Consider the following 22,428-nt stretch of genomic DNA (forward strand, 5'->3'; position numbering starts at 1 on the left):
GACCATGCTCAATGCAATCGTTGATGCCAGCCTGCGCTACAAGGTGCTGGTGCTGGTGGCCTTCGCCGTGCTGGTCGGCCTCGGGGCCATGGCCTACCGGCAGGTGCCGGTGGACGCCTTCCCCGACGTGACGCCGGCCCAGGTGAACATCTATACCGAGTCCCCCGGCGTCGCCGCCGAGGACATCGAGAAGCTGCTCACCGTTCCGATCGAAGCCGCGATGGCGGGCCTCGCGGACGTGGAAGTCGTGCGCTCGGTGTCGCTGTTCGGACTGTCCTACGTCGGCGTGTACTTCAAGGACAACGTCGACATCTACTTCGCGCGCCGCCTGGTGGGCGAGAAGCTGCAGGAGGTGAAAGGCCGCCTGCCCGAGGGCTACGGCGAGCCGGAGCTCGGCCCCAACAGCTCGGGCCTGGGCCAGGTGTTCTGGTACACGATCGAGGACGCCGACAAGAAGCTCAGCGCGATGGACCTGCGCACGCTGCAGGACTGGACCGTGCGGCTGATCCTTCGCACGGCGGCGGGCGTCGACGACGTGACGACCTGGGGCGGACTGGAGAAGCAGTACCAGGTGCAGATCGACCCTCGGCGCCTGGTCAAGTACGGGCTGTCCTTCAAGGAGGTGATGGAGCGGCTGGCCGCCAACAACAAGCAGGTCGGCGGCCAGTTCCTCAACATCGGCGTCGAGCAGTACCTGGTGCGCGGTCTGGGCCTGGTCAGCAACGCGGCCGACATCGGCACCATCGTCGTGGCCGAGCGCAACGGCGCGCCGATCTACGTGCGCGACATCGCCGACGTGAAGGAGGCGCCGGCGGTGCGCTTCGGCGCCGTCACGCGCAACGGTCAGGAGACGGTGCTTGGCATCGCGCTGGCGCGCATCAACGAAAACGCCGCAACGGTGGTCCAGGCGGTCAAAGAGAAACTGGCCATCGCGCAAGCCGCGCTGCCCAAGGGCATCGAGCTGAAGGCGGTCTACGACCGCACCGAGATCGTCGACAAGGCGCTGGCGACCTCGACCAACGCGCTGATCGAAGGCTCGATCCTGGTCGCGGTGATCCTGTTCCTCTTTCTCGGCGAGTTCCGCTCAGCCATCGTCGTGATCGTCACGTTGCCGCTGGCGATGCTGTTCGCGTTCATCTGCATGCAGCGCTTCGGCATGTCGGCCAACCTGATGTCGCTGGCCGGGCTGGCCATCGGCATCGGCATGATGGTCGACGGTGCGGTGGTGATGGTCGAGAACGCCTTCCGTCTGCTCGCGCATGCCCGCGAGTCGGGCCGGCCGATCAACCGGACCCATGTGGTGCTCGAAGCGGCGCGCGAGGTGGCGAACCCGATCGCCTTCGCGATCATGATCATCATCGTCGTGTTCCTGCCGCTGTTCTCGCTGACGGGGCTGGAAGGCAAGCTGTTCAAGCCGATGGCCTTGACCATCACCTTCGCGATGGCCGGCTCGTTGCTGCTGTCGCTGACGCTGGTGCCGGTGCTGGCGGCGCTGATCCTCAAGCCCAAAGAGGAGAAGGACACCTGGCTGGTGCGCGGCGCGAAGAAGCTCTACCTGCCGCTGCTGGACTGGGCGCTCGACCGCAAGAAGACGGTGATCGGCGCGGCGATCGCGTTGCTCGTCGGCGCGCTCGCCCTCTTCCCGCTGCTCGGCAAGGAGTTCATGCCGACGCTGCAGGAAGACGCGATCATGTTCCGCGTCGTTGGCATCCCGTCGACCTCGCTGGACGAGTCGATCCGCGTGGCCAATGTCATGGACGCCGCCCTGCGCAAGAAGTACCCGCAGGTGAACTCGGTGCTGGCCACCATCGGCCGCGCCGAGAAGGGCGAGACGGCCGACGTGAACTACATGGAAGTCCTGCTGGACATGAAGCCCAAGGACGAGTGGCCGACGAAACAGTCATATGCCGCGCTCGGCCGGGAGATGCAGGAGTTCCTCGAAGGCGAGGTGCAGACCGCGGTGTTCGGCGCCACCCAGCCGATCCAGATGCGCGTGGAGGAACTGATCTCCGGCGTTCGCGCGACGCTGGCGCTGAAGGTCTACGGCGAGGACCTGGACAAGCTCGAGGAACTGTCCGCGCAGCTCAAGGGCGTGGTCGGGGCAGTGCCCGGCGTGGCGGACCTGTCGGCCGAGGCCAACAAGGGCAAGCCGCAGATGGTCATCAAGGTGGACCGCCAGGCGGCGGCCCGCTATGGCCTGAACGCCGACGACATCCTCGCCATCGTGCAGGCTGGTATCGGCGGCGAAGCGGTCTCGACGCTGATCGACGGCACGCGCCGCTTCGAGATCGCGGTGCGGCTGCCCGAGGAGTTCCGCAACAGCCCGTCGGCCATCGCGGCGATCCCGATCCGCACGTCCGAAGGCGCGATCGTGCCCTTTGCCCAGGTGGCGAAGATCGAGCTCGCCGAGGGCTACACCTTCGTCCGGCGCGAAGCGCTGCAGCGCTATGCGGTGCTGCAGATGGACGTGCAGGGCCGCGACGTGGACAGCTTCGTCAAGGACGCCAATGCCGCGATCCAGGCGAAGGTGAAGATGCCCACCGGCTACTGGGTGGAATGGGGTGGTGCCTTCGACAACCAGCAGCGCGCGATGGAACGCCTGGGCGTGATCGTGCCGCTGACCATCGGTCTGATCTTCATCCTGCTGTACACGGCGTTCAACTCGGTACGCCATGCCACGCTGATCATCGCCAACGTGCCGTTCGCGATCATCGGCGGCATCGTCGGGCTGTTCATCACCGGGCAGTACCTGTCGGTGCCGTCGGCGATCGGCTTCATCGCGGTGTTCGGGGTGGCGATGCTGAACGGCATCGTGCTGGTCTCGTTCCTCAACGACCAGCGCAAGCACGGCCTGTCGATCCGCGACGCCGTGCGCCAAGGCGCCGCGCTGCGCCTGCGGCCGGTGCTGATGACGGCGTCGGTGGCAATTCTTGGCCTCGTGCCGATGCTGCTGTCCACAGGCGTCGGCGCCGAGACCCAGCGGCCGCTGGCCACCGTGGTGATCGGCGGCCTGATCACCTCGACGCTGCTGACGCTGCTGCTGCTGCCGCTGATCTACGAATGGTCCGAGTCGCGCGCCGAAGCGAAGCAGCGCGCGCGTGACGCGGCCGAGGACGCCGAACCACCGCAAGCCATCGCCGCACCGCAACCCACCCAGGAGACGCCATGAAGGAAATCAAGGCCTACGTGCACGCAAGCCGCATCGCCGACGTGATAGCGGCACTCAAGGACAGCCCGGCCTGGGGCGGCGAGCGCAGTGGCCGCCGCCACAACCTCGCCGTCTACGTCGTCAAGGGCTCGCTGCTGGCGCTGGACAGCGACGAGAAGCACTACTCGATGGACCTCGGCGACGAGGTCATCAATGAATACAAGCTGGAACTGCTGTGCGAGGACGGCGAGGTCGAATCCCTCTCGGCCGCACTCATGGCCGCAGCCCGGACCGGCCAGTCCGTCGCGGGCTGGATCACCGTCATCGACGTGGTCAGCGCGACGCCCATTCACTGAAGCCCACTGTTCATTCAACCCACCAAGGAAGCACCATGAAGCACTTCTTCGCGACCCTCCTGTTCGCCGCCGTCGCTGCGGCGCCTGCCTTCGCCGCCGAAGACCACAAGCCCAAGCATGGCGGCGTCGTCGTCGAAACCAAGGCTGGTGACATGGAACTCGTCGCCAAGGCCGACTCGATCGTCATCCACGTCAGCGACCACGGCAAGGCGATGAAGCTGACCAGCGCCACCGGCAAGGTCACGGTGTTCAACGGCAACGAGAAGACCGAGGCGCCACTGGCGCTGGCCGGCGACAAGCTCGAAGCCAAGGGCAGCTTCAAGGTCGGCGCCGGCACCAAGGTGCTTGCAGACGTGGCCTTGAACGGGAAGCCAGCCGTGGCTGCGCGGTTCACGTTGAAGTAGGCCGCGTTCCCCGGCATCGGCGCCGAGTCGCTCCGGCGGCGCCCCGCACCACGCACAAGTACTGATCAGGAGAACCCGATGGTCTCGCGCAGACAACTCTTGCTGGGAGCCCTTGCCTCGTCAGGAATCTTGACAGGCTGCGCCAGCGCACCCGAACCGCGCCCCGCCGACGGCCGCACCTACTGCATGTCGACGCTGCGCACGAAGCGCACGGTCTGCACGCCCGAGCCCGTGCCCTCGGCGGCGGCGGAAGCCGACGCCAAGCGTTTCGAGGCGACGCCCGGCGTGCTCACGGTGTACGTGGTGCGATCCGCCTGGGTGGACGCGGTTCGGCCGCTCACCGTCAGCGTCGATGGGGACTCGCAGATCGGGACGCTGCCGCGCTCGCTCATCCGGCTCCGCCTGGCGCCCGGCACGCACCAACTCGCTTTCGAGTGGAACGAGCGGGTTCACGGCTTCGCCGTCACTGGTGAGGCTGGCGAACTGCGCATCGTCGAACTCGCGGGATCGTCAGTGCCACTGGATCGTCCCTACCACTGGTCGGACGCTGATCCCGCCGGGGCGAAGCTGCGCGCGCGCACGACAAGGCTGGTCGCGGACGCGCATTGGACCAGCTCTGCGCCGCGCTGAAAACGGCACCCGCTCAACTGAACCGAAGGGGAAGCACTATGAATCTCGCACGCCGCCGCGCCCTGCTCTTCGCCGTGGGCGGCTCCGCGCTGCTGACGGCAGGCTGCATGACCAAGCCCTTGCGGCCGGCGAATGCCGACGGCACGTACTGCTTCCGCATCGGCAAGAGCTATCGCCCGACGCTGACTTGCACGCCGGTGCCGATCCCTTCGGAATCGATCGAGGCCGATGCGAAGCGCTTTGAACCCGCACCGGGCAAGCTGACGGTCTACCTGGTTCGCAAACGCTGGGGCGATGCCAAGAACGTGGTGAGGGTCGACAGCGGTGGTGCATCGGCAGTCGATACGGTGCCTGAGTCCTTCGCGCGCTGGCGCTTGCCTGCAGGCAGTCACCGCCTCGCAGTCACGTGGCCGGAGGGCTCTGCCACCCTGGACATCGCCGGCGCCGCCGGGGAAGTGGTCTTTGTCGAGGTGATCGGCAGCGTCTGGGTGTGGGGCAGCAACTACCGACTCGAACGCGGCGACGCCGCGGAATCCCGCCAACGTGCGATGTCGCTGCGGCTCGTGGCCGATGTCGGATGAGGGACGGCGCGTCGGGCGGCTGTCGGTTGCGTTCCCGCAGTTCCTTCGATTCCCGTTCGATGACCTGGCATGGGTCGAAAGTATCTCGACACCGCCCTGGCCCAGACGATCGCCTGGTGTGGCTGGGCTTTCTCGTCGCCGGTGTCGTGGCGTGGTTTGCCTACCGGTACTGGCGCAAGCGCCATCCGCCCCCGGTCCCCGAGCCCGAGCGCAGCTACAGCCAGCGCCTGGAACAGCGACTCGCGAAGAACCAGGGCGCCGCGAAGCGCAAGCGGCGCGGTGGCTCCGTCAAGAGTCCTCCCCGCCGCCGCGGATGAGGCCCGATGCTCAGCCGCCGGCCGTCAGTTCCATGCGCGCCCGGCGCTGTTCGGGCGACTCGTTGCGCATCTCGTCAATGACCTGTTGGCGCGTCTTGGCGGGGCCGGCGTTCTTGATCGGCAGGGGCGCACCGCGCTGGATCAGTGCCAGCGTGCCGTCCTTGCGCGCGGCCTCGAGTTCGGCCAGCACTTCGGCGCGTGCCTTGCCGTTCGTGGCGTGATCCGGGTGGTACGTGAACCCCGCCTCGCCGCCGGTGGCGTGATAGATCGAGGCAGCCTGTGCCAGCCCGGGCAGCGCGAGGGTGGAGATGACGGCGACGGTGGCGAGGGCGAACTTGTCGAAGCGCATGGTGTCTATTCCTTGGCTGGGGGTTCCCGCAAGCAAGCTGCCGCGGGATGCCTGACGGCATGACCGCCAATCTAGAAACCGCGCACCAACAGAAACGGGTCGAACCGATGACAGTTTGGACAGGCTGGCCGCGCTGCCGCATCAAGGTTCCGCGCGCATGAAGCTGCTGGTGATCGACGACGAGGTCAAGCTGGCCGAGTACCTGCGCAAGGGGCTGACCGAGGAAGGCTTCGTGGTGGACCTCGCCCACAACGGTGTCGATGGCCTGCACCTCGCGATGGAGTCCGACTACGAACTGATCGTGCTGGACGGCATGCTGCCCGGCATCGACGGCCTGGGCCTGCTCGCGGCGCTGCGGCAGAGCAAGCAGACGCCGGTGCTGATGCTCACGGCCCGCGTGCGGGTCGAGGACCGCGTGCGCGGGCTGCAGGGCGGCGCCGACGACTACCTCGTCAAGCCCTTCGCTTTCTCCGAACTGCTGGCACGCATCCAGGTGCTGCTGCGCCGCGCACGCCCGGCCCGCGCCACCGACGGCGCGACCGTGCTCGGGCTGGCCGATCTCGAGATCGACCTGATCCGCCGCAAGGCGGTCCGGGCCGGACGCAGGCTCGAACTCACCGCGCAGGAGTTCGGCCTGCTCGCGCTGTTCGTGCGCCGGCAGGGCGAGGTGCTGTCGCGCACCGAGATCGCCGAGCAGGTGTGGGACATGAACTTCGACAGCGCGACGAACGTCATCGACGTCGCCATCCGCCGCCTGCGCAACAAGCTCGATGCCCCCTTCGAGCGCACCTTGCTGCACACCGTGCGTGGCATGGGCTACGTGCTGGAGTCGCGCGACGAATGAGCCGCAGCCGCATCGGGTCGCTCGGCCGCCGGCTGTCTTACTGGCTGGCCTTGCAGAGCCTGGCCGGCCTGGTCGTGGTGTGCGCGGCGGTCTACGGCGCCACGCATCTGGGCTTCCAGGCCCGCCAGTCGGAGGAACTGGTGCAGAAGCAGGTGCAGCTTCGGCATCTGCTCGCGGAGTCGTCGCACGACGGTGACGTGGTCACGCTGAAGCACAAGCTCGACGACTTCTTCATCGGCCATCCCGACATGGCTCTGGCCTTGACGCGCGCCACCGATGGATCGGAGTTCTATCGACGCTCCTCGCCCGTACCGACAGGCGACGTGCGCGTCGCACGGTTCGCACTGCCCGCGCCGGCGCCGGAGCAAGGCTCGCTCGATGCCGTACTGGCGCTGGACATCCGCGAAGACGCCGCGCTGTTGCGCCGCATCGGCTTCACGCTCGCGGTGGCCGCGCTCGCCGGCGCGCTGCTGGTATCGGCCGGCGGCTTCCTGCTCGTGCGCCTGGGCCTGCGCCCACTGCGCGATCTGGTGAACCAGACCCGGCAGCTCGCCGCCGACACCCTGCACCGCCGCCTGGACGGCTCGGCCCAGCCGGAAGAGCTCGAGCCCCTGATCGCGCAGTTCAACGACTTGCTCGGCAGGCTGGAGATGGCCTATGCGCAGTTGGAGGGCTTCAACGCCGACGTGGCCCACGAGCTTTGCACGCCGCTGGCGACGCTGATCGGCAGCACCGAGCTGGCCTTGCGCAAGGCCCGCGATGCCGACGAGCTGCGCGATGTGCTCGGCTCGAACCTGGAGGAACTGCAGCGCGTCGCCGGCATCGTGCACGACATGCTGTTCCTGTCGCAGGCCGATCGCGGTGCCTCGGCGCGACGCGTCCCGACGGCGAGCCTGGCCGCGTTGGCGCGACAGGTGTGCAACTACCACGAGGCAGCACTCGTCGATGCTAGCCTGGCGCTGGAGATCGTCGGCGACGCCGAGGGCAGCTTCGACACCCCGTTGCTGCAACGCGCCCTGTCCAACCTGATCGGCAACGCCACGCGCTACGCGCGGCGCGGATCGACCGTGCGCGTGGAGATCGCTGGCGACCCGGCAGGCGAGGTGCAACTGAAGGTGGTGAACGACGGCGTCACCATCGGGCCCGACGATCTTCCGCGCTTGTTCGATCGCTTCTACCGCGGCGACTCCGCGCGCAGCGACGCCGATCGCAACCACGGGCTCGGACTGTCCATCGTTGCAGCCATCGCGCGCATGCACGGAGGGCGGCCCTTGGCAACGTCGTCGGGCGGGATTTCGTCGATCGGCATGAGCTTGCGGGACACGGCGTCCAACGAGCCGGCCTTGTCGACGCCAGCCGCCGCTGCCGCAGCAACAACCGTCTCTCCGGGGCATTGAACGCCGCGGCCCGATCCGGCATCCAAGTGCCGATGCTCGGCCGCCAAATCGGACTGGCCGGAGTTGAGGAGTCTTCGATGCCGTGCTCAGCGCGCCTGCTGTCCGTCGCCGTCCTTGCGTGCATGGCGGAGGCCAGTCCGGCGCAGCGGCAACTCGTCGAGGTGACGCTGCCGAACGACCGCCCTCTGGTCCGCCAGTTGACGGCGCCGCCGGGCGAGTTCGTCGAAATGTGCACCAGGCTGCGGCCCGGACGAGCGCTCGACTGGGCCTTCGAATCCGAAGCGCCCGTCGCATTCAACACCCACTTCCACGAGGGCGGCGCGGTGAAGTACCCGGAAAGCCTCTCGGCGATCATGGCGGCAAGGGGCCGCCTCGCGCCGAGCGCGAGCCATGACTACTGCTGGTTGTGGTCCAACCCTGGTGCCGAGCCCGTGAACATCCAGGTGCGGATCACCCCTTGAACCGTCGACTTTTCAGGGCGCACCAGCCTTCTTGAGCTCCTGCTCGACGAGCGCCTTCAACTGCGCCTCGCCGAACTCACGCAGCGGTGTGCCGTTGACGAAGAAGCCGGGCGTCCGGTCGACCTTCAGCGCTTGCATGTCGGCAACGTCCTGCCGCAACACCTGGGCCACGGCCGGGCCGTCGGCATCCGCCCTGGCCTTCGCCATGTCGAGACCGATGTCACCGATGAGGTCCCAGATCATCTGCGGCTGCGGGCGATCATGCGCGGCCCACTGCGGCTGTGCAGCCAGGGCGCGCTCGAGCGCCTCCCAGTACTTGCCCTGCTGCCGCGCCGCCTCGAGGATCTTGACTGCCGTGTCGGACCCGTGGTGCAGCGGTGCATAGCGCACCACCAGCCTGACCTGGCCGAAGCTCGCGTTGACCATCTGCTTGACGATCGGATAGAAGGCCCGGCAGGTCTCGCAGGACGGATCGAAGAACTCGACGATCGTCACCTTGGCCGCCGGATTGCCGAAGACGGGCGAGTGCGGCCTGACCAGTGCATCGCTGTTCGCCTGCGCCGCCTGCTTCACTTCCTGGTTCGAGCGGTTCGTGAAGACCACGACGCCGGCCACGAAAGCCAGAACCACCGCCGCGACGGTGCCCAGCACGATCCATTTCCTGCTCATATTCTTGCCCTCGCTCTTGCCACCCACAACGCAACCAGGACTCCCGTGAACGCCGCCAGCGACAGCAAAGGAATCGGCACCACGCCGGCCACCTGGACGTCGGCGTCGGCGCAGGACGATCCCTTGCCGCACGGCGCCAGCCCTTCGGACACCACGCCCCAGAAGACCAGCAGGTGGTACGCGGCGATCCCCCATCCCACGCCGGCCAGCGGCAGTGCGTAGCGAACACTGCGTGTATCCGACGCGAACAGGCCCATGCCGAGCACCAGCACCAGCGGGAACATCGCGATGCGCTGGTACCAGCACAGCACGCAGGGCGTCTTGCCCATCACCTCGCCCAGGAACAACGCGCCGGCCGTGGCCAGCAGCGCCAGCAGCCAGGCCAGGAACAGCGGCGTCCAGAACGCGGCGTTCCGGCTGTTGCCATGCCGGGCAACCGGCTGTTCTTCGCTCATCGTGTCGGTGGCGCGAAGCCCGCCATCGCGTTCACCTCGACCTTCGACACGCTGCCGTCGGCCGCCGTGAACGAGAGCGTCAGGGGCACGCGCTCGCCCGCCTTGAGCTGCTTCTTCAGGTCCATCATCATGACGTGCAGGCCGCCCGACTTCAGCTCGATGGTCTGGCCGGCCTTCAAGGGCACGCGATCGGCGGGCCGCATCCGCATGATGTCCTTGTCCAGCCACATCTCGTGCACTTCGACGATGTCGGCGACCGGCGAACTGGCGCCCGTCAGCACGACGTCTTTCTGCGCGGTCAGCAGCATGAAGGCGCCGGTGGCCGACTGGTTCGGCACGGTGGCGCGCGCCCAGGCGCCATCGACGGTCACCTGCGCATTGACCGCCGACGCCGCACCCGCAGCCAGCAGCGCAGCGAGGCAGTGGGACATCACACGACTCAGAAGAGGCAAGCTCATCTCGACATTCTCGCCCCGGGATCCGTTGCTGGCGCTTGCGGACTCACGTCGCACCTCCTCGGCCGGCTTCGCGCGAATCGGCCCTTGGCCGGAACGAGGCCAGCACGAGCAGCACCGCGCTGCCGACGATGAAGATGTCCGCCAGATTGAAGGCGGGCCAGTGCATGTCGCGCCAATGCAGGTCGAGGTAGTCGACCACGGCGCCGATGCGCAGCCGGTCGACGACATTGCCGAGCGCGCCGCCGATCAGGCCCACGTAGGCGGCCGTTTCGAGTCGGCTGCGAACGCCGCGCCACAGCAGCACGGCGAGTGCCACGCTGACGGCCAGGCCGAACGCGGTGAGCGCGTGGCGCTGCCAGCCCCCCGCGTCGGCGAGGAACGAGAACGACGCGCCGGGGTTGAGGACATGGACCAAATTGAACCAAGCGGTGACGGTGATGCCTTCGCCCAGAGGCAGATTCGCGGCGACCACCCACTTGATGCCCTGATCCAGCACGAGGAGCAAGGCGGCGACGCCCATCAGCAGCCGCCAGTGGCCCCGCGACGCCGCGGCCGCCGCGCGTGGTTCGACAAGGCCGACGGATGCGGGCGTCATCGGTCGCGGTCCTCGATCAGCCGCTCGAGATCGGGCGGGATTGCCATCGGCTTGAACGCACTGACGCTCGAACCGCCGGTGTTGCCGACCGGCAGGCGGCCGACCAGATGGCCCACCGGCACCAGCGCGATGCGCATCAGCTGGCCCGCCACTTCGCGCCGGTCGCCCGCCGCCCAGCCTGCCAGAAGCATCTGCCAGTGCACCCGCACATGCGGCACGAAGTCGAGTTGCCCGAGCACATGCGCGCGCTCGAGGGCCGCGAACGCGCTCTTGGCGTCGCCGGCGGAGCGATGCCGGGCGGCCTCGGCCATTGAGGCCTCGAAGGCCTCGATGCGCCGTGATCCCGTCGTTGTCGTCACTTGCCCTCCCCCTTCTTCAACAAGCGCAGGCCGTTCACCACGACCAGCAGGCTCGCGCCCATGTCGGCGAATACCGCCATCCACATCGACGCGTTGCCGAACACCGCCAGCACCAGGAACACGGCCTTGATGCCCAGCGCCAGCGTGATGTTCTGCCACAGCACGGCATGCGTGGACCGCGACAGCCGCACCGTCTCGGCGATGCGGCGCAGATCGTCGTTCATCACCACCACGTCGGCCGCTTCCATCGCGGTGTCGGTGCCGGCGGCGCCCATCGCCACGCCGATGTCGGCCTGCGCCAGCGCCGGAGCGTCGTTGATACCGTCACCGGTCATCGCGGTTGGGCCATGTTCTGCCTGCAGCCCCTTGATCGCTTCGAGCTTGTCCTCGGGCAGCAGGTTCCCGCGCGCCACGTCGATCCCGGCCTCGTGCGCAATCGCGGTGGCCGTGGCCTGGTTGTCGCCGGTCAGCATCACCGGCGTGATGCCGAGTGCCTTGAGCGATGCCACCGCATCGCGCGACGACGGCTTGATGGTGTCGGCGACAGCGAACAAGGCGACGGGGCCCGCGTCGGAGGCCAGCACGCTGACGGTGCGGCCCGCTTCCTCGTGTGTGCGCAAGGTGGCCTCCAGCGCCGGTGAGCATTGGCCACGCTCCTCGATAAGCCGATGGTTGCCCAGCACATAGACGGTTCCGCCGATGTCGGCCTGGACACCGCGACCGGCGATGGCCTTGAAGTCCTTCGCTTCGACGCCGTTGGGGCGCAGGCCCGCCGCGATGGCACGCGACACCGGATGGTCGGAGTGCCCTGCCAGCGCCGCGGCGATGTGCTCGGCGACGGCGGCATCGGTCCCCGGACCGAGCACCTCCCAGGCCACCAGCTTGGGCTTGCCCTCGGTGATCGTGCCGGTCTTGTCCAGCGCGATGGCCTTGAGCTTGCGCGACTCTTCCAGATAGATCCCGCCCTTGATCAGAATGCCGCGCCGCGCCGCGGCCGCCAAGCCGCTGACGATCGTCACGGGGGTCGAGATCACCAGCGCGCAGGGGCAGGCGATGACCAACAGCACCAGCGCCTTGTAGACCGCCTGCATCCAGGTCCAGCCGAGCAGCCAGGGGCCGAGCAGCGCCACGGCCAGCGCGATGACGAAGACCGCCGGCGTGTAGACGGCAGCGAAGCGGTCGACGAAGCCCTGCGTGGGCGCGCGCGTGCCCTGCGCTTCCTCCACGGCGTGGATGATGCGCGCCAGCGTCGAGTTCGACGCCAGCGCGTTAACCTCGAACTCGAAGGTGCCAGTCTCGTTGATCGTGCCGGCGAACACCGGATCGCCGACCGCTTTGTCCACCGGGATGCTTTCGCCGGTGACCGGCGCCTGGTTGATGCTGGAACTGCCGGCGGATACCACGCCGTCCATCGGCACGCGCTCGCCAGGCCGCACCCGCGCGACGGCGCCCAGCGCGACGGATGCGACCGGCACGGTCGCCCAGCTGCCGTCGGCCTGCCGCACCGAGGCTTCCTCGGGCGCCATGGCCAGCAAGCCCTTGATCGCGTTGCGGGCACGATCGACAGCACGCGCCTCGATCGCCTCCGCAATGGCGTAGAGCGCCATCACCATGGCGGCCTCCGGCCACTGGCCGATGACGAACGCGCCCGTGACGGCCACGGTCATCAGCGCATTGATGTTCAACCGCCCATGGCGCAGCGCGGTCAGGCCCTTCTTGTAGACGTCGAAGCCGGCCAGCCAGATCGCCGCGGCCGCCACGGCGAGGCCCGCGGCCTTCCAGACCTGCGTGTCCGGGGCGAAGAAGCCGAGCACCTCCGCGCCGAGGGCCAGCAGCAGGGCACCACCGAGCCGCCACGCCCCTTCCGATCCGGCGCCGTGCTCATGGTCCTCCGATTCGGTTCTCGCTTCGCCGGTCGAGCCAGCGCCCTTCTCCGACACCGGCTGCGGATCGAAGCCGGCCTTGCGGATCGCGGCCACAGCCTGTTCGACGGACGCAAGCGGCGCGTCGATGGCCAGCGTGCGCTGACCGAGCTGAAAGCTCATCGCGCGGATGTCGGCGATGTGCTCGACCGCGCGTCGGATCTCCGACTCCTCGCTGGCACAGTCCATCGTCGGCACGCGGAACCGGGCCCAACCGGCGGGTGCGGCGGCGCCCGGCGGCACTGGCGCGGCGCACGAGGGCCCGTGGCAGGCGCCACAGGCGTCGGCGGGCTCGCTGGCGGCAGCGGATTTGGCGTGGGCATGGGTGGTGCTCACGGGTGCGTTCCTTGACTCATGGCCGCCATTGAAAACCCTGAAGTCGGTGTAGAGTCAAGGCCCTCGATCCACCACGGAAAAGACGATGCGCATCGGCGACCTGGCTGAATCGACCGGCACCGCGGTCGAGACCATCCGCTTCTACGAGCGCGAGGGCCTGATCCCCGCAGCTCAGCGCGCCGACAACAACTACCGCATGTACACGGCCGCCCACGCCGAGCGGCTGGCGTTCATCCGCCATTGCCGCAACCTGGACATGACGCTGGACGAGATCCGGACGCTGCTGCGGCTGCGCGATGCGCCCTCGCAGGACTGCGGCGAGGTCAACGCACTGCTTGACGAGCACATCGGGCACGTCACCCACCGCATCCACGAACTGCGGACGCTGCAAAAGGAGCTGAAGGCTCTGCGCGCGAGGTGCGGCACGCCGCATGCGATCGAGCAGTGCGACATCCTCAACGAGCTCGACACCGCGGCCGCCCAGTCGACCTCCGCGTCACCACATCGCCACATCCGCGGTACGCACTGAGCCCCTGCCGCGGCGAACATGACGAAGCTGTCATGTTCCCGTTCAGCGGCTGTTGGAATGCGGTTTCTACAGTCCCTTTCGATGCCAGCCCAGCGCGTGATCGCGCGCCGCCGGCACCCCTCCCACATCGAAAGGACTGAACATGCAATCGACCCATCGACTCCGCACCGCCGCTCTCGTTGCCTTGGGCGTGCTTCCCCTCGCGGGCTTCGCCGCCAGCGGCAACACGTTCATGAACGGCCAGTCGATCTATGGGCAGCCGGCGGCGCAGGGTGCGCCGGTCCGCGTTGTCGACCTGGCGTCCACCGACCGGCTCAACGTCGCCTATGGCGAGAGCGTGACCTTCCGCAGCGGTGCCAGGCAGTTCTCGTGGACCTTCGACGGGCTCGACCGCAGGTCCGTCGATGTGAACCAGATCGCGCCGGCAGGCTTTGCCGGGAAGCCCGTGGTCGTGTACGTCGGCCGCAACCCATCGAATCGCCGATAGGCAGCAGCGCCCGCCGACGCTCAGACCAGTTCCTGCACCAGGCTCGCCATGGTGGGTCGGGCTCGCGGAAACTGCTCGCGTACCGCGCTGCGTTCGCTGATGCCCAGCACCAGGCCGACCTGCTCCTCATCCGCTCCGCGGTCGTACAGGCGCGCCACCACGGTGCGGCGGATCGACAGCGGTGTAGCCCCCTCAAGCTCCGCGTAGCGGAACAGCTTGCGGTAGGTCTCGAGAATCGGGCGGCAAAGGCAGCGCCGCCGACCCTCGGCGCCGTACTGCGTGATGCAGAAGCCCTCGCCCGTGGCACTCAGGAACAAGGGGCTGTCCGGATCAAGACGGCGGTAGGCGCTGCCGTCGGCGATGCCATGGCCTCGAGCCACTCGTTCCGCGAGATAGGCGCCATGGGCGCAGCGCTATCTCATGCCGCGCGCCCTCTACTTCCGATCCGATTCGCTCGAAGCGTAGCGCGAGAAGACCGTGGTCGTGCCATCTGCGCCAACCAGGAGCACGTCGTAGGCCTCCCTCTGCTTGCCGTACTTCGGGCCGTCCATGCCAGGCGAACCCACCGGCATGCCGGGCACCGCCAGCCCCACGGCGTCGGTGCGCAGCTTGATGACCCGGTGCACGTCAGCGGCCGGAACGTGGCCTTCGATCACGAAGCCACGCACGACCGCCGTGTGGCATGCGCCCACCGATTCCGGCATCTTCAGCCGCCGACGTGCCTCTTTGTTGCCTTCGTTATGTACCCGCACGACGACGAAGCCGTTCTTCTCCATGTGGTCCAACCAATCCTGGCAGCAATCGCATCGGGCACCCTTCCACACTTGCATTCCGATAGGCGAATCCTGCGCCTGTGTGACTAGCGGCGAGGCCAGGGCCAGCGACAGAACCGAACGTCTCGTCAAAAACACGTTTCGATTGACGCTCATCCGATCCATTTGTCGTCCCTTTCGTGGCGCCCCGGGGCTCGGGCGGTGCTTCTCATCTTACCGATCGAGGTTGGCCGATAGGCGGTCACGGCGCAACAGAAGGTACACGGCCGACGGGCACCAGCACGAACAACAGTGCCAAGGCCGGAGCGACAGCGGCAGAAGACGGCGTCAGGTCCGGTACCGGCTGCGCCGCTTCGCGTTGGCAGTACTCGGCACAGAGCGCTGGCTGGTCGGGATCCATGCCGGCGCCCGGCGTCATCACTCCTTCCTCGCACGGCATGGGAGCGCTGGCGAGGGCGGCCGCTTCTACCGGACAGGCATAGGCCGCGCGAGCCATCTGCGCGAACAGCTGGCAAGCAGCGGCCAAGGCTGCGGGCCATCGTCGTGTGGATGCGTCCGCGTCATGTGTCTAGGCTAGCCGATGGCCAGCACAGCGGCTGCTGGTTGCCAACGCCGCGCGGCGGTTGCGGGTCGCTCAGGCGCCCCTTCGAGCTAAACCCACCAGGTACTCCGTCACCACCAACGAGCGTTCGTTCGTCCCCGCCATCGAGCCAGTGGTCAGCCAGCTGCCGTCGACACCGATCGAAGGTGTGCCTTCGATCTTGTACCCAGTGGCCAGCGCGGTGGCTTGCTTCGCTTTGGTGGCAACCGCGAAGGAGTTGAGCGCGTCCAGGAAGCGGGTCCGGTCAACGCCGTTCCTTGCCGCGAAGTCGGCGATCTCCTCGGCTTTCTCCAGGCGCTGGCGCTCAGCGTGAAGGGCCGCGAAAACCTTGCGGTGCAGCTGCTCGACCAGACCGAGCGTTTCGATCGCGAAATACACCTTCTGGTGCATCACGAACGGGACTTCGCGGAAGGCAACCGGTATGCGACGGAACAGCACGTCGGAGGGCAGCTTCTTCTGCCAGGCGTCGATCGCCGGTTCGAATGCGTTGCAGTGCGAGCAACCGTAGGCGAAGAACTCAAGCACCTCGACCTGCTTAGGATCGCGGGTAGGCTGACGCGGCGAGATCGTCACGAAGTGCTTGCCCTCCGTGAATCTCTCCTGCGCAGCGGCGAGCAACGGCGAGGTGGCAAGCGAAGCGGCGGCGATCTTGACGAAATGGCGGCGATCCATGATGAACAACAGAAGTTCGGTGAACCGACATTCTTGAGCCTGCACCAACTACAGAGTCAAGTGCCCCAACATGGACGGACCCTGTCTGACGGGCCCATCGCTCTCGCTGCGCCGCCGTAGCAGCGCCGCCGCCTCGACCTCAAGGGCGCACGCGATCGATCACGACAGCGAGCTCGCCGTGCGGCGGCGCCGGCACGTCTCGCGCTTCAAGGTCACCGGAATCGGGTGCGGCAGTGCCCGAACGTGAAATGCGCGCGGCGACGACGACGCGGCTCGCCGTCGACAGCTTCGCCTGCGGCGTCATCGCCAGTGAATCGTCGAGCTGCACCTGGATCGGCGCTTTCGGCGCTGACGACAGCGTCTGACGCGACACGGCCAGCGGCACCCGTGGGCCTTCTGCGGCACGCGCGAAAACGAACAGCGTGTCGCCGCTATGCACTTTGGCGGCGAGTTCAGGCGCGACGGTGACGGTGACGCGCAGCGCGCCGCGGTCGGCGGCGGCCGCGGCCGGTGCCGCCGGCGCTCTTGACGCGGACTGTTCTGCCAGCGGTGGCAAGCCCTTGGCCGCACGAGCACGGTCGATCGCTGTATCGAGGTCTTGAACCATCGGCGTGTCCGGCGGCAGGCGCGCACGCAGTCGCGTCCAGTGCGCGAGCGCGGCGTCATGGTCCTTCCGCGCCATCGCCGCCGCACCAGCCAAGGCCAATGCCTTGCCGTGGTCGGGATCGATCGCGAGCGCGCGCTGCAGCAGCGTCTCCGGCTCACCGGCGAGGTTGCGGCCCTGCACGCGCGCGAGCGCGTCGGCATAGTCGACGAGCAGACCGGCATCGTTGCCGCGGTGCCGCAGCGCTTGCGCGAATGCGTCGCGCGCGGGCTCGGCCCGATCGAGCTGCAGCAGCGATCTACCAAGCAGCGCCCAGCCCTCGACGTTGTCCGGCTCGGCCTTCAAGCGCTCAGCCAGGGTTTGCAGCGCGGCCTCCATGTCGACCGGCAAGGCTGGCATCGCTGGCGTCGGCGCGGCGCTGCCGGCAACAACGGCGGGGTTCAGTGCGTCGCGGCTGCCCAGATGCGCATACAGCACCGTGGCCGCGAGCGGCAACGCGAGCGCCAGCGCAATCGCGCTCTTGCGGCCACGCGTGGCGCGCGGCGCAGTCGAAGGCACGGCGGTCTCGTCGAGCACGCGCCGCTCGAGCTCGGTGCGCGCCGCGGCATGCTGCGGTGTGTCGAGGCTGCCGGCGGCCAGTTCGTCGTCGAGCTCGCGCAGCTGCGCGCGAAGGATGTGCAGATTGCTCTGCACAGAGTCGTCGGCCAGTGGCGCAGCACTGCCGCCGCGCAACAGCGACCGTAGCAGCACCCCGAGTGCCATGACGACGAGCAGCGCCGCAACGACGACAAACGCCGCGAGTTGACCGGTCATCGCGGCGGCTCCCCATCCTCGCCCAGAAGCTTGCGTGCGCGCTCGTGCTCGGCCTCGGTCAGCGGCGCGGGCAGGGTCAGCGCGCGGCGTTGCCGCAGCACGCGTGCCAGCACGAACGCCATCACCGCCAGCATCACGAACGGCCCGGCCCACAGCAGCCAGGTCGTCGGCTTGACCGGCGGGGTGTAGAGCACAAAGTCGCCGTAGCGCTGCACCATGAAGTCGAGGATCTCGCGCTCGCTGCGGCCGGCGCGCAACTGCTCGCGCACCTGGTTGCGCAGGTCTTTGGCCAGGCCGGCGTTGGACGCGGCGATGGTTTCGTTTTGGCAGACCAAGCAGCGCAGGTTGGCGGCGACGGCCTGCACGCGCGCCTCGATCGCCGGGTCGGCGGCCAAGGGGCGGGCTTCCTGGGCGTGTATCGATGCCGCCGCGAACACCGCGACCAAGCTGACGAATGAGCCAGCCAGCGAGCGCGTCGAGCCGGCCAAGAGTCCGGTGACGAAAAATCCAATGGTCATGCGCTGGCTGAGCGAGCGCCGCCGGCGGACGCACCTTCGTTCTGATGCTGCCTGCTCGTCACGCGATAGCGACGGTCCGCCACCGCGAGCAACCCGCCCAAGGCCATCAGCACGCAACCGCCCCAGATCCAGTTGACGAAGGGCTTGACGTACAGCCGCACGACCCAGGCACGGCCGTCGTCGAGCGGCTCCCCCATCGAGACATAGAGGTCGCGCGTGACGCCGCGGTCGATCGCCACTTCGGTCGTCGGACTGCGACTCACGCTGTAGAGGCGCTTGTCGGGGTACAGCTTGTCGACCAGCCGGCCGTCCTTCGACACTTCGAAGGTCGCCTGTACCGCCTGGTAGTTCGGGCCGGGCAACTCGCGCAAGCCGACGAGCTTGAAGTCGTAGCCGCCGACGCGCGCCGTGCTGCCCACCTCCATGCGCAAATCCTGCTCGGTCTGGAAGCCGCCGACGATGGTCACGCCGATCACGAACACCGCCACGCCGGCATGAGCGAGCAGCATTCCGTACCAGCTCCCGGTCTGCGTGGCGAGCCGCTGGCCCCACAGCGCCAGCGGCTGCCCCTGCACACGCAGCCACAGCGTGTTCGCAGTCGTGGCCAGGATCCATGCGGCAACGAAGAGGAAGAAGCCGATCAGCGGCGTGAACTTGCCGAGCACGAAAGGCGCGATCACTGCGGCGACAAACGCCGCCGCTGCCGCCCAGCGCAGTTGCACCGCCAACTCAGGCAGCGTCGCTTTCTTCCAGCGCGAGATCGGGCCGACGCCCATCAGGAACAGCGCCGGCACCATCAACGGTACGAACACGGCGTTGTAGTACGCCGGACCGACCGAGATCTTGCCCAGGTTGAGCGCATCAAGCGCCAGCGGGTACAGCGTGCCGAGCATCACCGCCGCGGTCGCCACCATCAGCAGCAGGTTGTTGGCCAGGAGCATGCCTTCGCGTGAGACCGGCTCGAAGGCGCCGCCGATGCCCACGCGTGGGCCGCGCCAGGCAAACAGGGCGAGCGAGCCGCCGACGACGAGCACGAGAAAGCCGAGAATGAAGACACCGCGCGTCGGGTCGGTGGCAAAGGCGTGCACCGAGGTCAGCACGCCGGAGCGAACGAGGAAGGTGCCCAGCAGGCTCAACGCGAAAGCCAGAATCGCCAGCAGCACCGTCCACATCTTGAAGCCGCCGCGCTTTTCCGTGACCGCCAGCGAGTGGATGAGCGCCGTGCCGACGAGCCACGGCATGAACGACGCGTTCTCCACAGGATCCCAGAACCACCAGCCGCCCCAGCCGAGTTCGTAGTAGGCCCAGGCGCTGCCCAGCGCGATGCCCAACGTGAGAAAGACCCACGCCACTGTAGTCCACGGGCGGGACCATCGGGCCCACGTGCTGTCGAGTCGCCCGGAGATGAGCGCGGCGATGGCGAAGGCGAAAGCGACCGAGAAACCGACGTAGCCCATGTAGAGCAACGGCGGGTGGAAGATCATCCCTGGGTCCTGAAGCAGCGGGTTGAGGTCACGCCCGTTCTCGGCCGCGGGCAGCAGCCGCTCGAACGGGTTGCTCGTGAACAGCGTGAACAGCAGAAAGCCGGTGGAGACGAGCCCCATCACCGCGATCACGCGGGCCACCATGACCGTGGGCAATTGGCGGGAGAACAGCGCCACCGCCACCGTCCAGCCTGCCAGGATCAACGTCCACAGCAGGATCGAACCCTCGTGGTTGCCCCAGGTCGCTGCCACGCGAAGCGGCAGGGGCAGCGCAGTGTTCGAGTTCTCCGCGACCAGTTGAACCGAGAAGTCGTTGTCGATGAAGGCCGAAGTCAGCGCGCCGTAGGCCAGCAGCACGAGCGCAAACTGCACCAGCGCCGCGGGCCGCGCCAGCGCTACCCAGGAGGCTTGGCCGTTGAACGAGCCCGCAAGTGGCAGCACGCTTTGCGCGAGCATCACCACCGCGAGCGCCAGGATCAATGCGAAGTGGCCGATCTCTGGAATCATTTGGGCGTGCCCTGCGCGTTGGAAGTCAACGCGGAGGAGTCTCGGGCCTAAAGTGGGTACAGAGTCAAGCGCCGCGACGACCAGTTCTGTGCGCTGGGGTCAGACCTTTCGTTGAGCGATTTGCCGCGCGCTTGCGATCGACTCCGCCAGATCAGCCGGAATGGGCAGGGGCTTGGCCGGGCTCACGTTGGAGCCGGCGGTGTTGCCGGTGGGCACCAAATCGAACGGCGATCTCGTCGCCGCACCGACGATGCGGAGCAACTGGCCGCGGCCACTTCGCGAGGAACGCGGGTGCGCAGCGCCCAAGCCAGCATGCTTAGATGAACGCGGCGTGATGGAGTGTCGATGATTGGCCCAGAACATAGGCCCGTTCAAGATGAAGGAAACTGCTCGCGCGCTCGCCTCTGCGCAGGGCGCACCAAGCCTCGGTCAGCTCGGCGCTGACGTACGGGCGGATTGTCTGGTTGAAGGACGGCATCGACTGTCTCCTCATTCATGCACGGTCCGCGTGGGGTGGGTCCGGGAGGAACGGGTACACGAGTTGTTCACGGTAGCGGTGTGGGACCGGGTCGCCCTCGATGCCGATCGGCCCGAGCAGCGCACTGGGTCGATGGAACGTGCCGAACCAGTGATCCCACAACATCCAGAACTCGCCGAAGTTCACCTGGGCATCCGCAAAGCGCTCCCGGTGGTGCCAGCGGTGGACTTCCGCGACACCGACGAGGTAGCGTAGCGGCCCCAACCGGTAATCGAGATTCGCATGCTGGAACGCTAAGTGGACGGCGAGGATCACGAACCACCCGCCCACTACGTCCGCGGGCGTGCCGAGCACGCCGAGCGCCACCAGCCCGGGACCGGCCATCAGCACCGCGTGGACCGGATGCCGACGCTCCCCGTTCAGCCAATAGAGCCGCCGCGATGAGTGGTGGATGCTGTGCAGCCGCCACAGAAAGTCGTAACGGTGGCTCATTCGGTGCACGGCGTACAGCGACAGGTCCAGCGGCACCCCTGCCAAGAACACCTGTGCGAGGAAGGGCCAGTCGCTGGGCCACCACACGCCCTCCCAGCCCACCCAGCCGCGCAAGAAGACGAAGCCGAGCACCGCCGCGTGCATGACCAGGAGATTGACAACTGCGTGGGCAACGTCGGCCGGAAAGTCGCGGTCCGGCGCCTGCCAGCGCGGATTGAACGGGAACCAGCGCTCGAGCAGTGCCACGGCCGCCAGCCCGCAGGCCACCAGCCCAGCCAGCCACGCCAGAGGCATGCTCCGGGACGGCGCCCACGCGACGCCGCTGATCACCAACGCCATCACTGCCGGAAAGGTCCCGTACCGGACCAGAGAAGGTACTGTCATCGCAACTCCGTACTTGTTGACCTCAGTGTTGCGAAGCGCTCACGGGCGCGCTTGAACAAACGTGCTGTTGGCCGAGAAAGTCGAGAGCTTGACTCTGTACTGGTTGCAGGGTTTTCAATACGCACTGGGATATGGTCTGCCGTCTGCAGGCGATTGAGGGAACCGAATGAGCGACGACGAAACACACGACCTCGACGCCAGCCAGGCCGCTGATCGCCGCATCCTGTGGCTGGTGCTGCTGATCAATGTCGGCCAATGCCTGGTTGGCGCGGTTGTGGGCCTCTGGGCGGCGTCCACCGCAGTGATCGGCGCCGCGCTCGACAACCTGGCTGACGCGTCGGTCTACGGGGTCAGCCTCTACGCGGTCGGCCGCGCGGCGTCGATCAAGGTGCGGGCCGCCCGCCTGTCAGGATGGCTCCTCATCGGGCTGGCAGCGATGCTGGCAGTGGAGGTGCTGCGCCGCTTTTTTGGCGGCGAAGCGCCGGTGGGCCCCGCCATGATGGCCATGGCTGCCATCAACGCCGCGCTGAACATAGTCTGCCTGCGCCTGCTCAAGCGTCACCGCGCGGAAGACGTGAACTTCAAGGCATCTGCCATCTTTACCAACAACGATTCGATCGTGAACCTGGCGATCGTGCTATCGGGCGCGCTCGTGATGTGGTGGGGCTCGAACCTGCCGGACCTCGTCCTCGGCCTGATGGTGGCCGGCATCGCCGGCAACGGCGGCCGAGAGATCCTGGCCGAGGCCCGCGAGGCCGCGGAAAAGGCGAACTCCGAAACGACCTGACCCTCGCACGGACCCGGC

At 67.7% G+C, this 22,428-nt stretch carries 29 protein-coding genes; 12 read left to right on the plus strand and 17 right to left on the minus strand.

Annotation, left to right across the window (positions count from 1 at the left end):
* Window positions 1–4: 4 nt before the first annotated feature.
* The 6 genes from AB7E83_RS03715 (at window position 5) to AB7E83_RS03740 (ending at window position 5,436) form a co-directional block, all read left to right on the plus strand.
* Complete coding sequence (locus AB7E83_RS03715; protein ID WP_428565532.1) at window positions 5–3,169, plus strand: efflux RND transporter permease subunit; 3,165 nt, start codon at window positions 5–7, stop codon at window positions 3,167–3,169.
* Window positions 3,166–3,504 carry a P-II family nitrogen regulator gene (locus AB7E83_RS03720; protein WP_287984500.1) on the plus strand — a complete coding sequence of 113 codons (339 nt, stop codon included), beginning with the start codon at window positions 3,166–3,168 and terminating at the stop codon, window positions 3,502–3,504. Before AB7E83_RS03715 ends, AB7E83_RS03720 begins: the two co-directional genes overlap by 4 nt.
* Window positions 3,505–3,539: 35 nt before the next feature.
* Window positions 3,540–3,908: a hypothetical protein gene (locus AB7E83_RS03725; protein ID WP_428565534.1), complete on the plus strand. Its 369-nt coding sequence runs from the start codon at window positions 3,540–3,542 to the stop codon at window positions 3,906–3,908.
* 78 nt (window positions 3,909–3,986) lie between these two features.
* Complete coding sequence (locus AB7E83_RS03730) at window positions 3,987–4,538, plus strand: hypothetical protein (protein ID WP_428565536.1); 552 nt, start codon at window positions 3,987–3,989, stop codon at window positions 4,536–4,538.
* Between the two features lie 38 nt (window positions 4,539–4,576).
* A complete protein-coding gene (locus tag AB7E83_RS03735; RefSeq protein ID WP_428565537.1) occupies window positions 4,577–5,119 on the plus strand; it encodes a hypothetical protein in 543 nt (180 codons plus the stop codon).
* 116 nt (window positions 5,120–5,235) lie between these two features.
* Window positions 5,236–5,436 (plus strand): hypothetical protein, encoded by a 201-nt coding sequence (locus AB7E83_RS03740; RefSeq protein WP_428565538.1) that lies wholly within the window; start codon window positions 5,236–5,238, stop codon window positions 5,434–5,436.
* Window positions 5,437–5,446: 10 nt separating this feature from the next.
* On the opposite strand, the gene AB7E83_RS03745 is transcribed toward AB7E83_RS03740, so the two are convergent.
* The gene (locus AB7E83_RS03745) at window positions 5,447–5,785 is read right to left on the minus strand and encodes a DUF4148 domain-containing protein (RefSeq protein ID WP_428565540.1); all 339 of its coding nucleotides are present in this window, start codon (window positions 5,783–5,785) and stop codon (window positions 5,447–5,449) included.
* Window positions 5,786–5,942: 157 nt separating this feature from the next.
* Here AB7E83_RS03745 and AB7E83_RS03750 point away from each other — a divergent pair, with 157 nt between their 5' ends.
* Genes AB7E83_RS03750 through AB7E83_RS03760 form a run of 3 tightly spaced genes read left to right on the plus strand, consistent with a single transcriptional unit; the run spans window position 5,943 to window position 8,487 of the window.
* Entirely contained in the window at window positions 5,943–6,629 is a 687-nt protein-coding gene (locus AB7E83_RS03750) for a heavy metal response regulator transcription factor (protein WP_428565541.1), read from the plus strand.
* The gene (locus tag AB7E83_RS03755) at window positions 6,626–8,026 is read left to right on the plus strand and encodes a heavy metal sensor histidine kinase (protein ID WP_428565543.1); all 1,401 of its coding nucleotides are present in this window, start codon (window positions 6,626–6,628) and stop codon (window positions 8,024–8,026) included. Before AB7E83_RS03750 ends, AB7E83_RS03755 begins: the two co-directional genes overlap by 4 nt.
* Window positions 8,023–8,487, plus strand: coding sequence for a hypothetical protein (locus AB7E83_RS03760; RefSeq protein ID WP_428565545.1), 465 nt, complete (start codon window positions 8,023–8,025; stop codon window positions 8,485–8,487). Before AB7E83_RS03755 ends, AB7E83_RS03760 begins: the two co-directional genes overlap by 4 nt.
* A 12-nt stretch (window positions 8,488–8,499) precedes the next feature.
* On the opposite strand, the gene AB7E83_RS03765 is transcribed toward AB7E83_RS03760, so the two are convergent.
* The 6 genes from AB7E83_RS03765 to AB7E83_RS03790 all read right to left on the minus strand — a co-directional run bounded on the left by AB7E83_RS03765 (window position 8,500) and on the right by AB7E83_RS03790 (window position 13,281).
* Window positions 8,500–9,156: a DsbA family protein gene (locus AB7E83_RS03765; RefSeq protein ID WP_428565546.1), complete on the minus strand. Its 657-nt coding sequence runs from the start codon at window positions 9,154–9,156 to the stop codon at window positions 8,500–8,502.
* Window positions 9,153–9,611, minus strand: coding sequence for a disulfide bond formation protein B (locus AB7E83_RS03770; protein WP_428565548.1), 459 nt, complete (start codon window positions 9,609–9,611; stop codon window positions 9,153–9,155). The genes AB7E83_RS03765 and AB7E83_RS03770 overlap by 4 nt, the downstream gene beginning before the upstream one ends.
* Window positions 9,608–10,042, minus strand: coding sequence for a copper chaperone PCu(A)C (locus AB7E83_RS03775; RefSeq protein WP_428565549.1), 435 nt, complete (start codon window positions 10,040–10,042; stop codon window positions 9,608–9,610). Before AB7E83_RS03775 ends, AB7E83_RS03770 begins: the two co-directional genes overlap by 4 nt.
* A 70-nt stretch (window positions 10,043–10,112) precedes the next feature.
* Window positions 10,113–10,664, minus strand: coding sequence for a signal peptidase II (gene lspA / locus AB7E83_RS03780; protein WP_428565551.1), 552 nt, complete (start codon window positions 10,662–10,664; stop codon window positions 10,113–10,115).
* Entirely contained in the window at window positions 10,661–11,023 is a 363-nt protein-coding gene (locus AB7E83_RS03785) for a DUF3703 domain-containing protein (RefSeq protein ID WP_428565553.1), read from the minus strand. Before AB7E83_RS03785 ends, lspA begins: the two co-directional genes overlap by 4 nt.
* Complete coding sequence (locus tag AB7E83_RS03790; RefSeq protein WP_428565554.1) at window positions 11,020–13,281, minus strand: heavy metal translocating P-type ATPase; 2,262 nt, start codon at window positions 13,279–13,281, stop codon at window positions 11,020–11,022. The genes AB7E83_RS03785 and AB7E83_RS03790 overlap by 4 nt, the downstream gene beginning before the upstream one ends.
* 85 nt (window positions 13,282–13,366) lie before the next feature.
* Here AB7E83_RS03790 and cadR point away from each other — a divergent pair, with 85 nt between their 5' ends.
* Both cadR and AB7E83_RS03800 read left to right on the plus strand, forming a co-directional pair.
* Window positions 13,367–13,810, plus strand: a complete 444-nt coding sequence (cadR, locus tag AB7E83_RS03795; RefSeq protein ID WP_428565555.1) for a Cd(II)/Pb(II)-responsive transcriptional regulator — start codon at window positions 13,367–13,369, stop codon at window positions 13,808–13,810.
* 142 nt (window positions 13,811–13,952) lie between these two features.
* Window positions 13,953–14,297: a CzcE family metal-binding protein gene (locus AB7E83_RS03800; protein WP_428565556.1), complete on the plus strand. Its 345-nt coding sequence runs from the start codon at window positions 13,953–13,955 to the stop codon at window positions 14,295–14,297.
* Between the two features lie 20 nt (window positions 14,298–14,317).
* On the opposite strand, the gene AB7E83_RS03805 is transcribed toward AB7E83_RS03800, so the two are convergent.
* The 10 genes from AB7E83_RS03805 to AB7E83_RS03850 form a co-directional block, all read right to left on the minus strand.
* A complete protein-coding gene (locus AB7E83_RS03805) occupies window positions 14,318–14,614 on the minus strand; it encodes a hypothetical protein (RefSeq protein ID WP_428565557.1) in 297 nt (98 codons plus the stop codon).
* A gap of 117 nt (window positions 14,615–14,731) precedes the next feature.
* On the minus strand, window positions 14,732–15,073 hold the full coding sequence (locus AB7E83_RS03810; protein ID WP_295637251.1) for a DUF411 domain-containing protein: 342 nt from the start codon (window positions 15,071–15,073) through the stop codon (window positions 14,732–14,734).
* A gap of 238 nt (window positions 15,074–15,311) precedes the next feature.
* Complete coding sequence (locus AB7E83_RS03815) at window positions 15,312–15,488, minus strand: hypothetical protein (protein ID WP_428565559.1); 177 nt, start codon at window positions 15,486–15,488, stop codon at window positions 15,312–15,314.
* 216 nt (window positions 15,489–15,704) lie between these two features.
* Window positions 15,705–16,343: a thiol:disulfide interchange protein DsbA/DsbL gene (locus AB7E83_RS03820; protein WP_428566144.1), complete on the minus strand. Its 639-nt coding sequence runs from the start codon at window positions 16,341–16,343 to the stop codon at window positions 15,705–15,707.
* 139 nt (window positions 16,344–16,482) lie between these two features.
* Window positions 16,483–17,760 (minus strand): c-type cytochrome biogenesis protein CcmI, encoded by a 1,278-nt coding sequence (gene ccmI, locus AB7E83_RS03825; RefSeq protein ID WP_428565561.1) that lies wholly within the window; start codon window positions 17,758–17,760, stop codon window positions 16,483–16,485.
* Window positions 17,757–18,278 (minus strand): cytochrome c-type biogenesis protein, encoded by a 522-nt coding sequence (locus tag AB7E83_RS03830; protein WP_428565563.1) that lies wholly within the window; start codon window positions 18,276–18,278, stop codon window positions 17,757–17,759. Before AB7E83_RS03830 ends, ccmI begins: the two co-directional genes overlap by 4 nt.
* Window positions 18,275–20,269 (minus strand): heme lyase CcmF/NrfE family subunit, encoded by a 1,995-nt coding sequence (locus AB7E83_RS03835; RefSeq protein WP_295637264.1) that lies wholly within the window; start codon window positions 20,267–20,269, stop codon window positions 18,275–18,277. The genes AB7E83_RS03830 and AB7E83_RS03835 overlap by 4 nt, the downstream gene beginning before the upstream one ends.
* Window positions 20,270–20,368: 99 nt before the next feature.
* Window positions 20,369–20,530, minus strand: a complete 162-nt coding sequence (locus AB7E83_RS03840) for a DUF3703 domain-containing protein (protein ID WP_428565566.1) — start codon at window positions 20,528–20,530, stop codon at window positions 20,369–20,371.
* A 55-nt stretch (window positions 20,531–20,585) separates the two neighbouring features.
* The gene (locus tag AB7E83_RS03845) at window positions 20,586–20,747 is read right to left on the minus strand and encodes a DUF3703 domain-containing protein (RefSeq protein WP_428565568.1); all 162 of its coding nucleotides are present in this window, start codon (window positions 20,745–20,747) and stop codon (window positions 20,586–20,588) included.
* A 15-nt stretch (window positions 20,748–20,762) separates the two neighbouring features.
* On the minus strand, window positions 20,763–21,623 hold the full coding sequence (locus AB7E83_RS03850; RefSeq protein WP_428565570.1) for a sterol desaturase family protein: 861 nt from the start codon (window positions 21,621–21,623) through the stop codon (window positions 20,763–20,765).
* 166 nt (window positions 21,624–21,789) lie between these two features.
* On the opposite strand from AB7E83_RS03850, the gene AB7E83_RS03855 reads away from it, so the two are divergent.
* Window positions 21,790–22,410 carry a cation transporter gene (locus AB7E83_RS03855; RefSeq protein WP_295637270.1) on the plus strand — a complete coding sequence of 207 codons (621 nt, stop codon included), beginning with the start codon at window positions 21,790–21,792 and terminating at the stop codon, window positions 22,408–22,410.
* Window positions 22,411–22,428: the final 18 nt, after the last annotated feature.

This window comes from Ramlibacter sp., assembly GCF_050250995.1.
GTDB lineage: Bacteria > Pseudomonadota > Gammaproteobacteria > Burkholderiales > Burkholderiaceae_C > Ramlibacter.

What these genes read in the sequence shown, in the direction of transcription:
- AB7E83_RS03845 (WP_428565568.1), bottom strand. Translation starts at nt 20,747, where the DNA reads ATGCCGTCCTTCAACCAGACAATCCGCCCGTACGTCAGCGCCGAGCTG.
- AB7E83_RS03735 (WP_428565537.1), top strand. Translation starts at nt 4,577, where the DNA reads ATGAATCTCGCACGCCGCCGCGCCCTGCTCTTCGCCGTGGGCGGCTCC.
- AB7E83_RS03755 (WP_428565543.1), top strand. Translation starts at nt 6,626, where the DNA reads ATGAGCCGCAGCCGCATCGGGTCGCTCGGCCGCCGGCTGTCTTACTGG.
- AB7E83_RS03725 (WP_428565534.1), top strand. Translation starts at nt 3,540, where the DNA reads ATGAAGCACTTCTTCGCGACCCTCCTGTTCGCCGCCGTCGCTGCGGCG.
- AB7E83_RS03715 (WP_428565532.1), top strand. Translation starts at nt 5, where the DNA reads ATGCTCAATGCAATCGTTGATGCCAGCCTGCGCTACAAGGTGCTGGTG.
- AB7E83_RS03835 (WP_295637264.1), bottom strand. Translation starts at nt 20,269, where the DNA reads ATGATTCCAGAGATCGGCCACTTCGCATTGATCCTGGCGCTCGCGGTG.
- ccmI (WP_428565561.1), bottom strand. Translation starts at nt 17,760, where the DNA reads ATGACCGGTCAACTCGCGGCGTTTGTCGTCGTTGCGGCGCTGCTCGTC.
- lspA (WP_428565551.1), bottom strand. Translation starts at nt 10,664, where the DNA reads ATGACGCCCGCATCCGTCGGCCTTGTCGAACCACGCGCGGCGGCCGCG.
- AB7E83_RS03720 (WP_287984500.1), top strand. Translation starts at nt 3,166, where the DNA reads ATGAAGGAAATCAAGGCCTACGTGCACGCAAGCCGCATCGCCGACGTG.
- AB7E83_RS03770 (WP_428565548.1), bottom strand. Translation starts at nt 9,611, where the DNA reads ATGAGCGAAGAACAGCCGGTTGCCCGGCATGGCAACAGCCGGAACGCC.
- AB7E83_RS03815 (WP_428565559.1), bottom strand. Translation starts at nt 15,488, where the DNA reads ATGACGCCGGGCGCCGGCATGGATCCCGACCAGCCAGCGCTCTGTGCC.
- AB7E83_RS03855 (WP_295637270.1), top strand. Translation starts at nt 21,790, where the DNA reads ATGAGCGACGACGAAACACACGACCTCGACGCCAGCCAGGCCGCTGAT.
- AB7E83_RS03745 (WP_428565540.1), bottom strand. Translation starts at nt 5,785, where the DNA reads ATGCGCTTCGACAAGTTCGCCCTCGCCACCGTCGCCGTCATCTCCACC.
- AB7E83_RS03850 (WP_428565570.1), bottom strand. Translation starts at nt 21,623, where the DNA reads ATGACAGTACCTTCTCTGGTCCGGTACGGGACCTTTCCGGCAGTGATG.
- AB7E83_RS03730 (WP_428565536.1), top strand. Translation starts at nt 3,987, where the DNA reads ATGGTCTCGCGCAGACAACTCTTGCTGGGAGCCCTTGCCTCGTCAGGA.
- AB7E83_RS03820 (WP_428566144.1), bottom strand. Translation starts at nt 16,343, where the DNA reads ATGGATCGCCGCCATTTCGTCAAGATCGCCGCCGCTTCGCTTGCCACC.
- cadR (WP_428565555.1), top strand. Translation starts at nt 13,367, where the DNA reads ATGCGCATCGGCGACCTGGCTGAATCGACCGGCACCGCGGTCGAGACC.
- AB7E83_RS03830 (WP_428565563.1), bottom strand. Translation starts at nt 18,278, where the DNA reads ATGACCATTGGATTTTTCGTCACCGGACTCTTGGCCGGCTCGACGCGC.
- AB7E83_RS03800 (WP_428565556.1), top strand. Translation starts at nt 13,953, where the DNA reads ATGCAATCGACCCATCGACTCCGCACCGCCGCTCTCGTTGCCTTGGGC.
- AB7E83_RS03775 (WP_428565549.1), bottom strand. Translation starts at nt 10,042, where the DNA reads ATGTCCCACTGCCTCGCTGCGCTGCTGGCTGCGGGTGCGGCGTCGGCG.
- AB7E83_RS03765 (WP_428565546.1), bottom strand. Translation starts at nt 9,156, where the DNA reads ATGAGCAGGAAATGGATCGTGCTGGGCACCGTCGCGGCGGTGGTTCTG.
- AB7E83_RS03810 (WP_295637251.1), bottom strand. Translation starts at nt 15,073, where the DNA reads ATGGAGAAGAACGGCTTCGTCGTCGTGCGGGTACATAACGAAGGCAAC.
- AB7E83_RS03750 (WP_428565541.1), top strand. Translation starts at nt 5,943, where the DNA reads ATGAAGCTGCTGGTGATCGACGACGAGGTCAAGCTGGCCGAGTACCTG.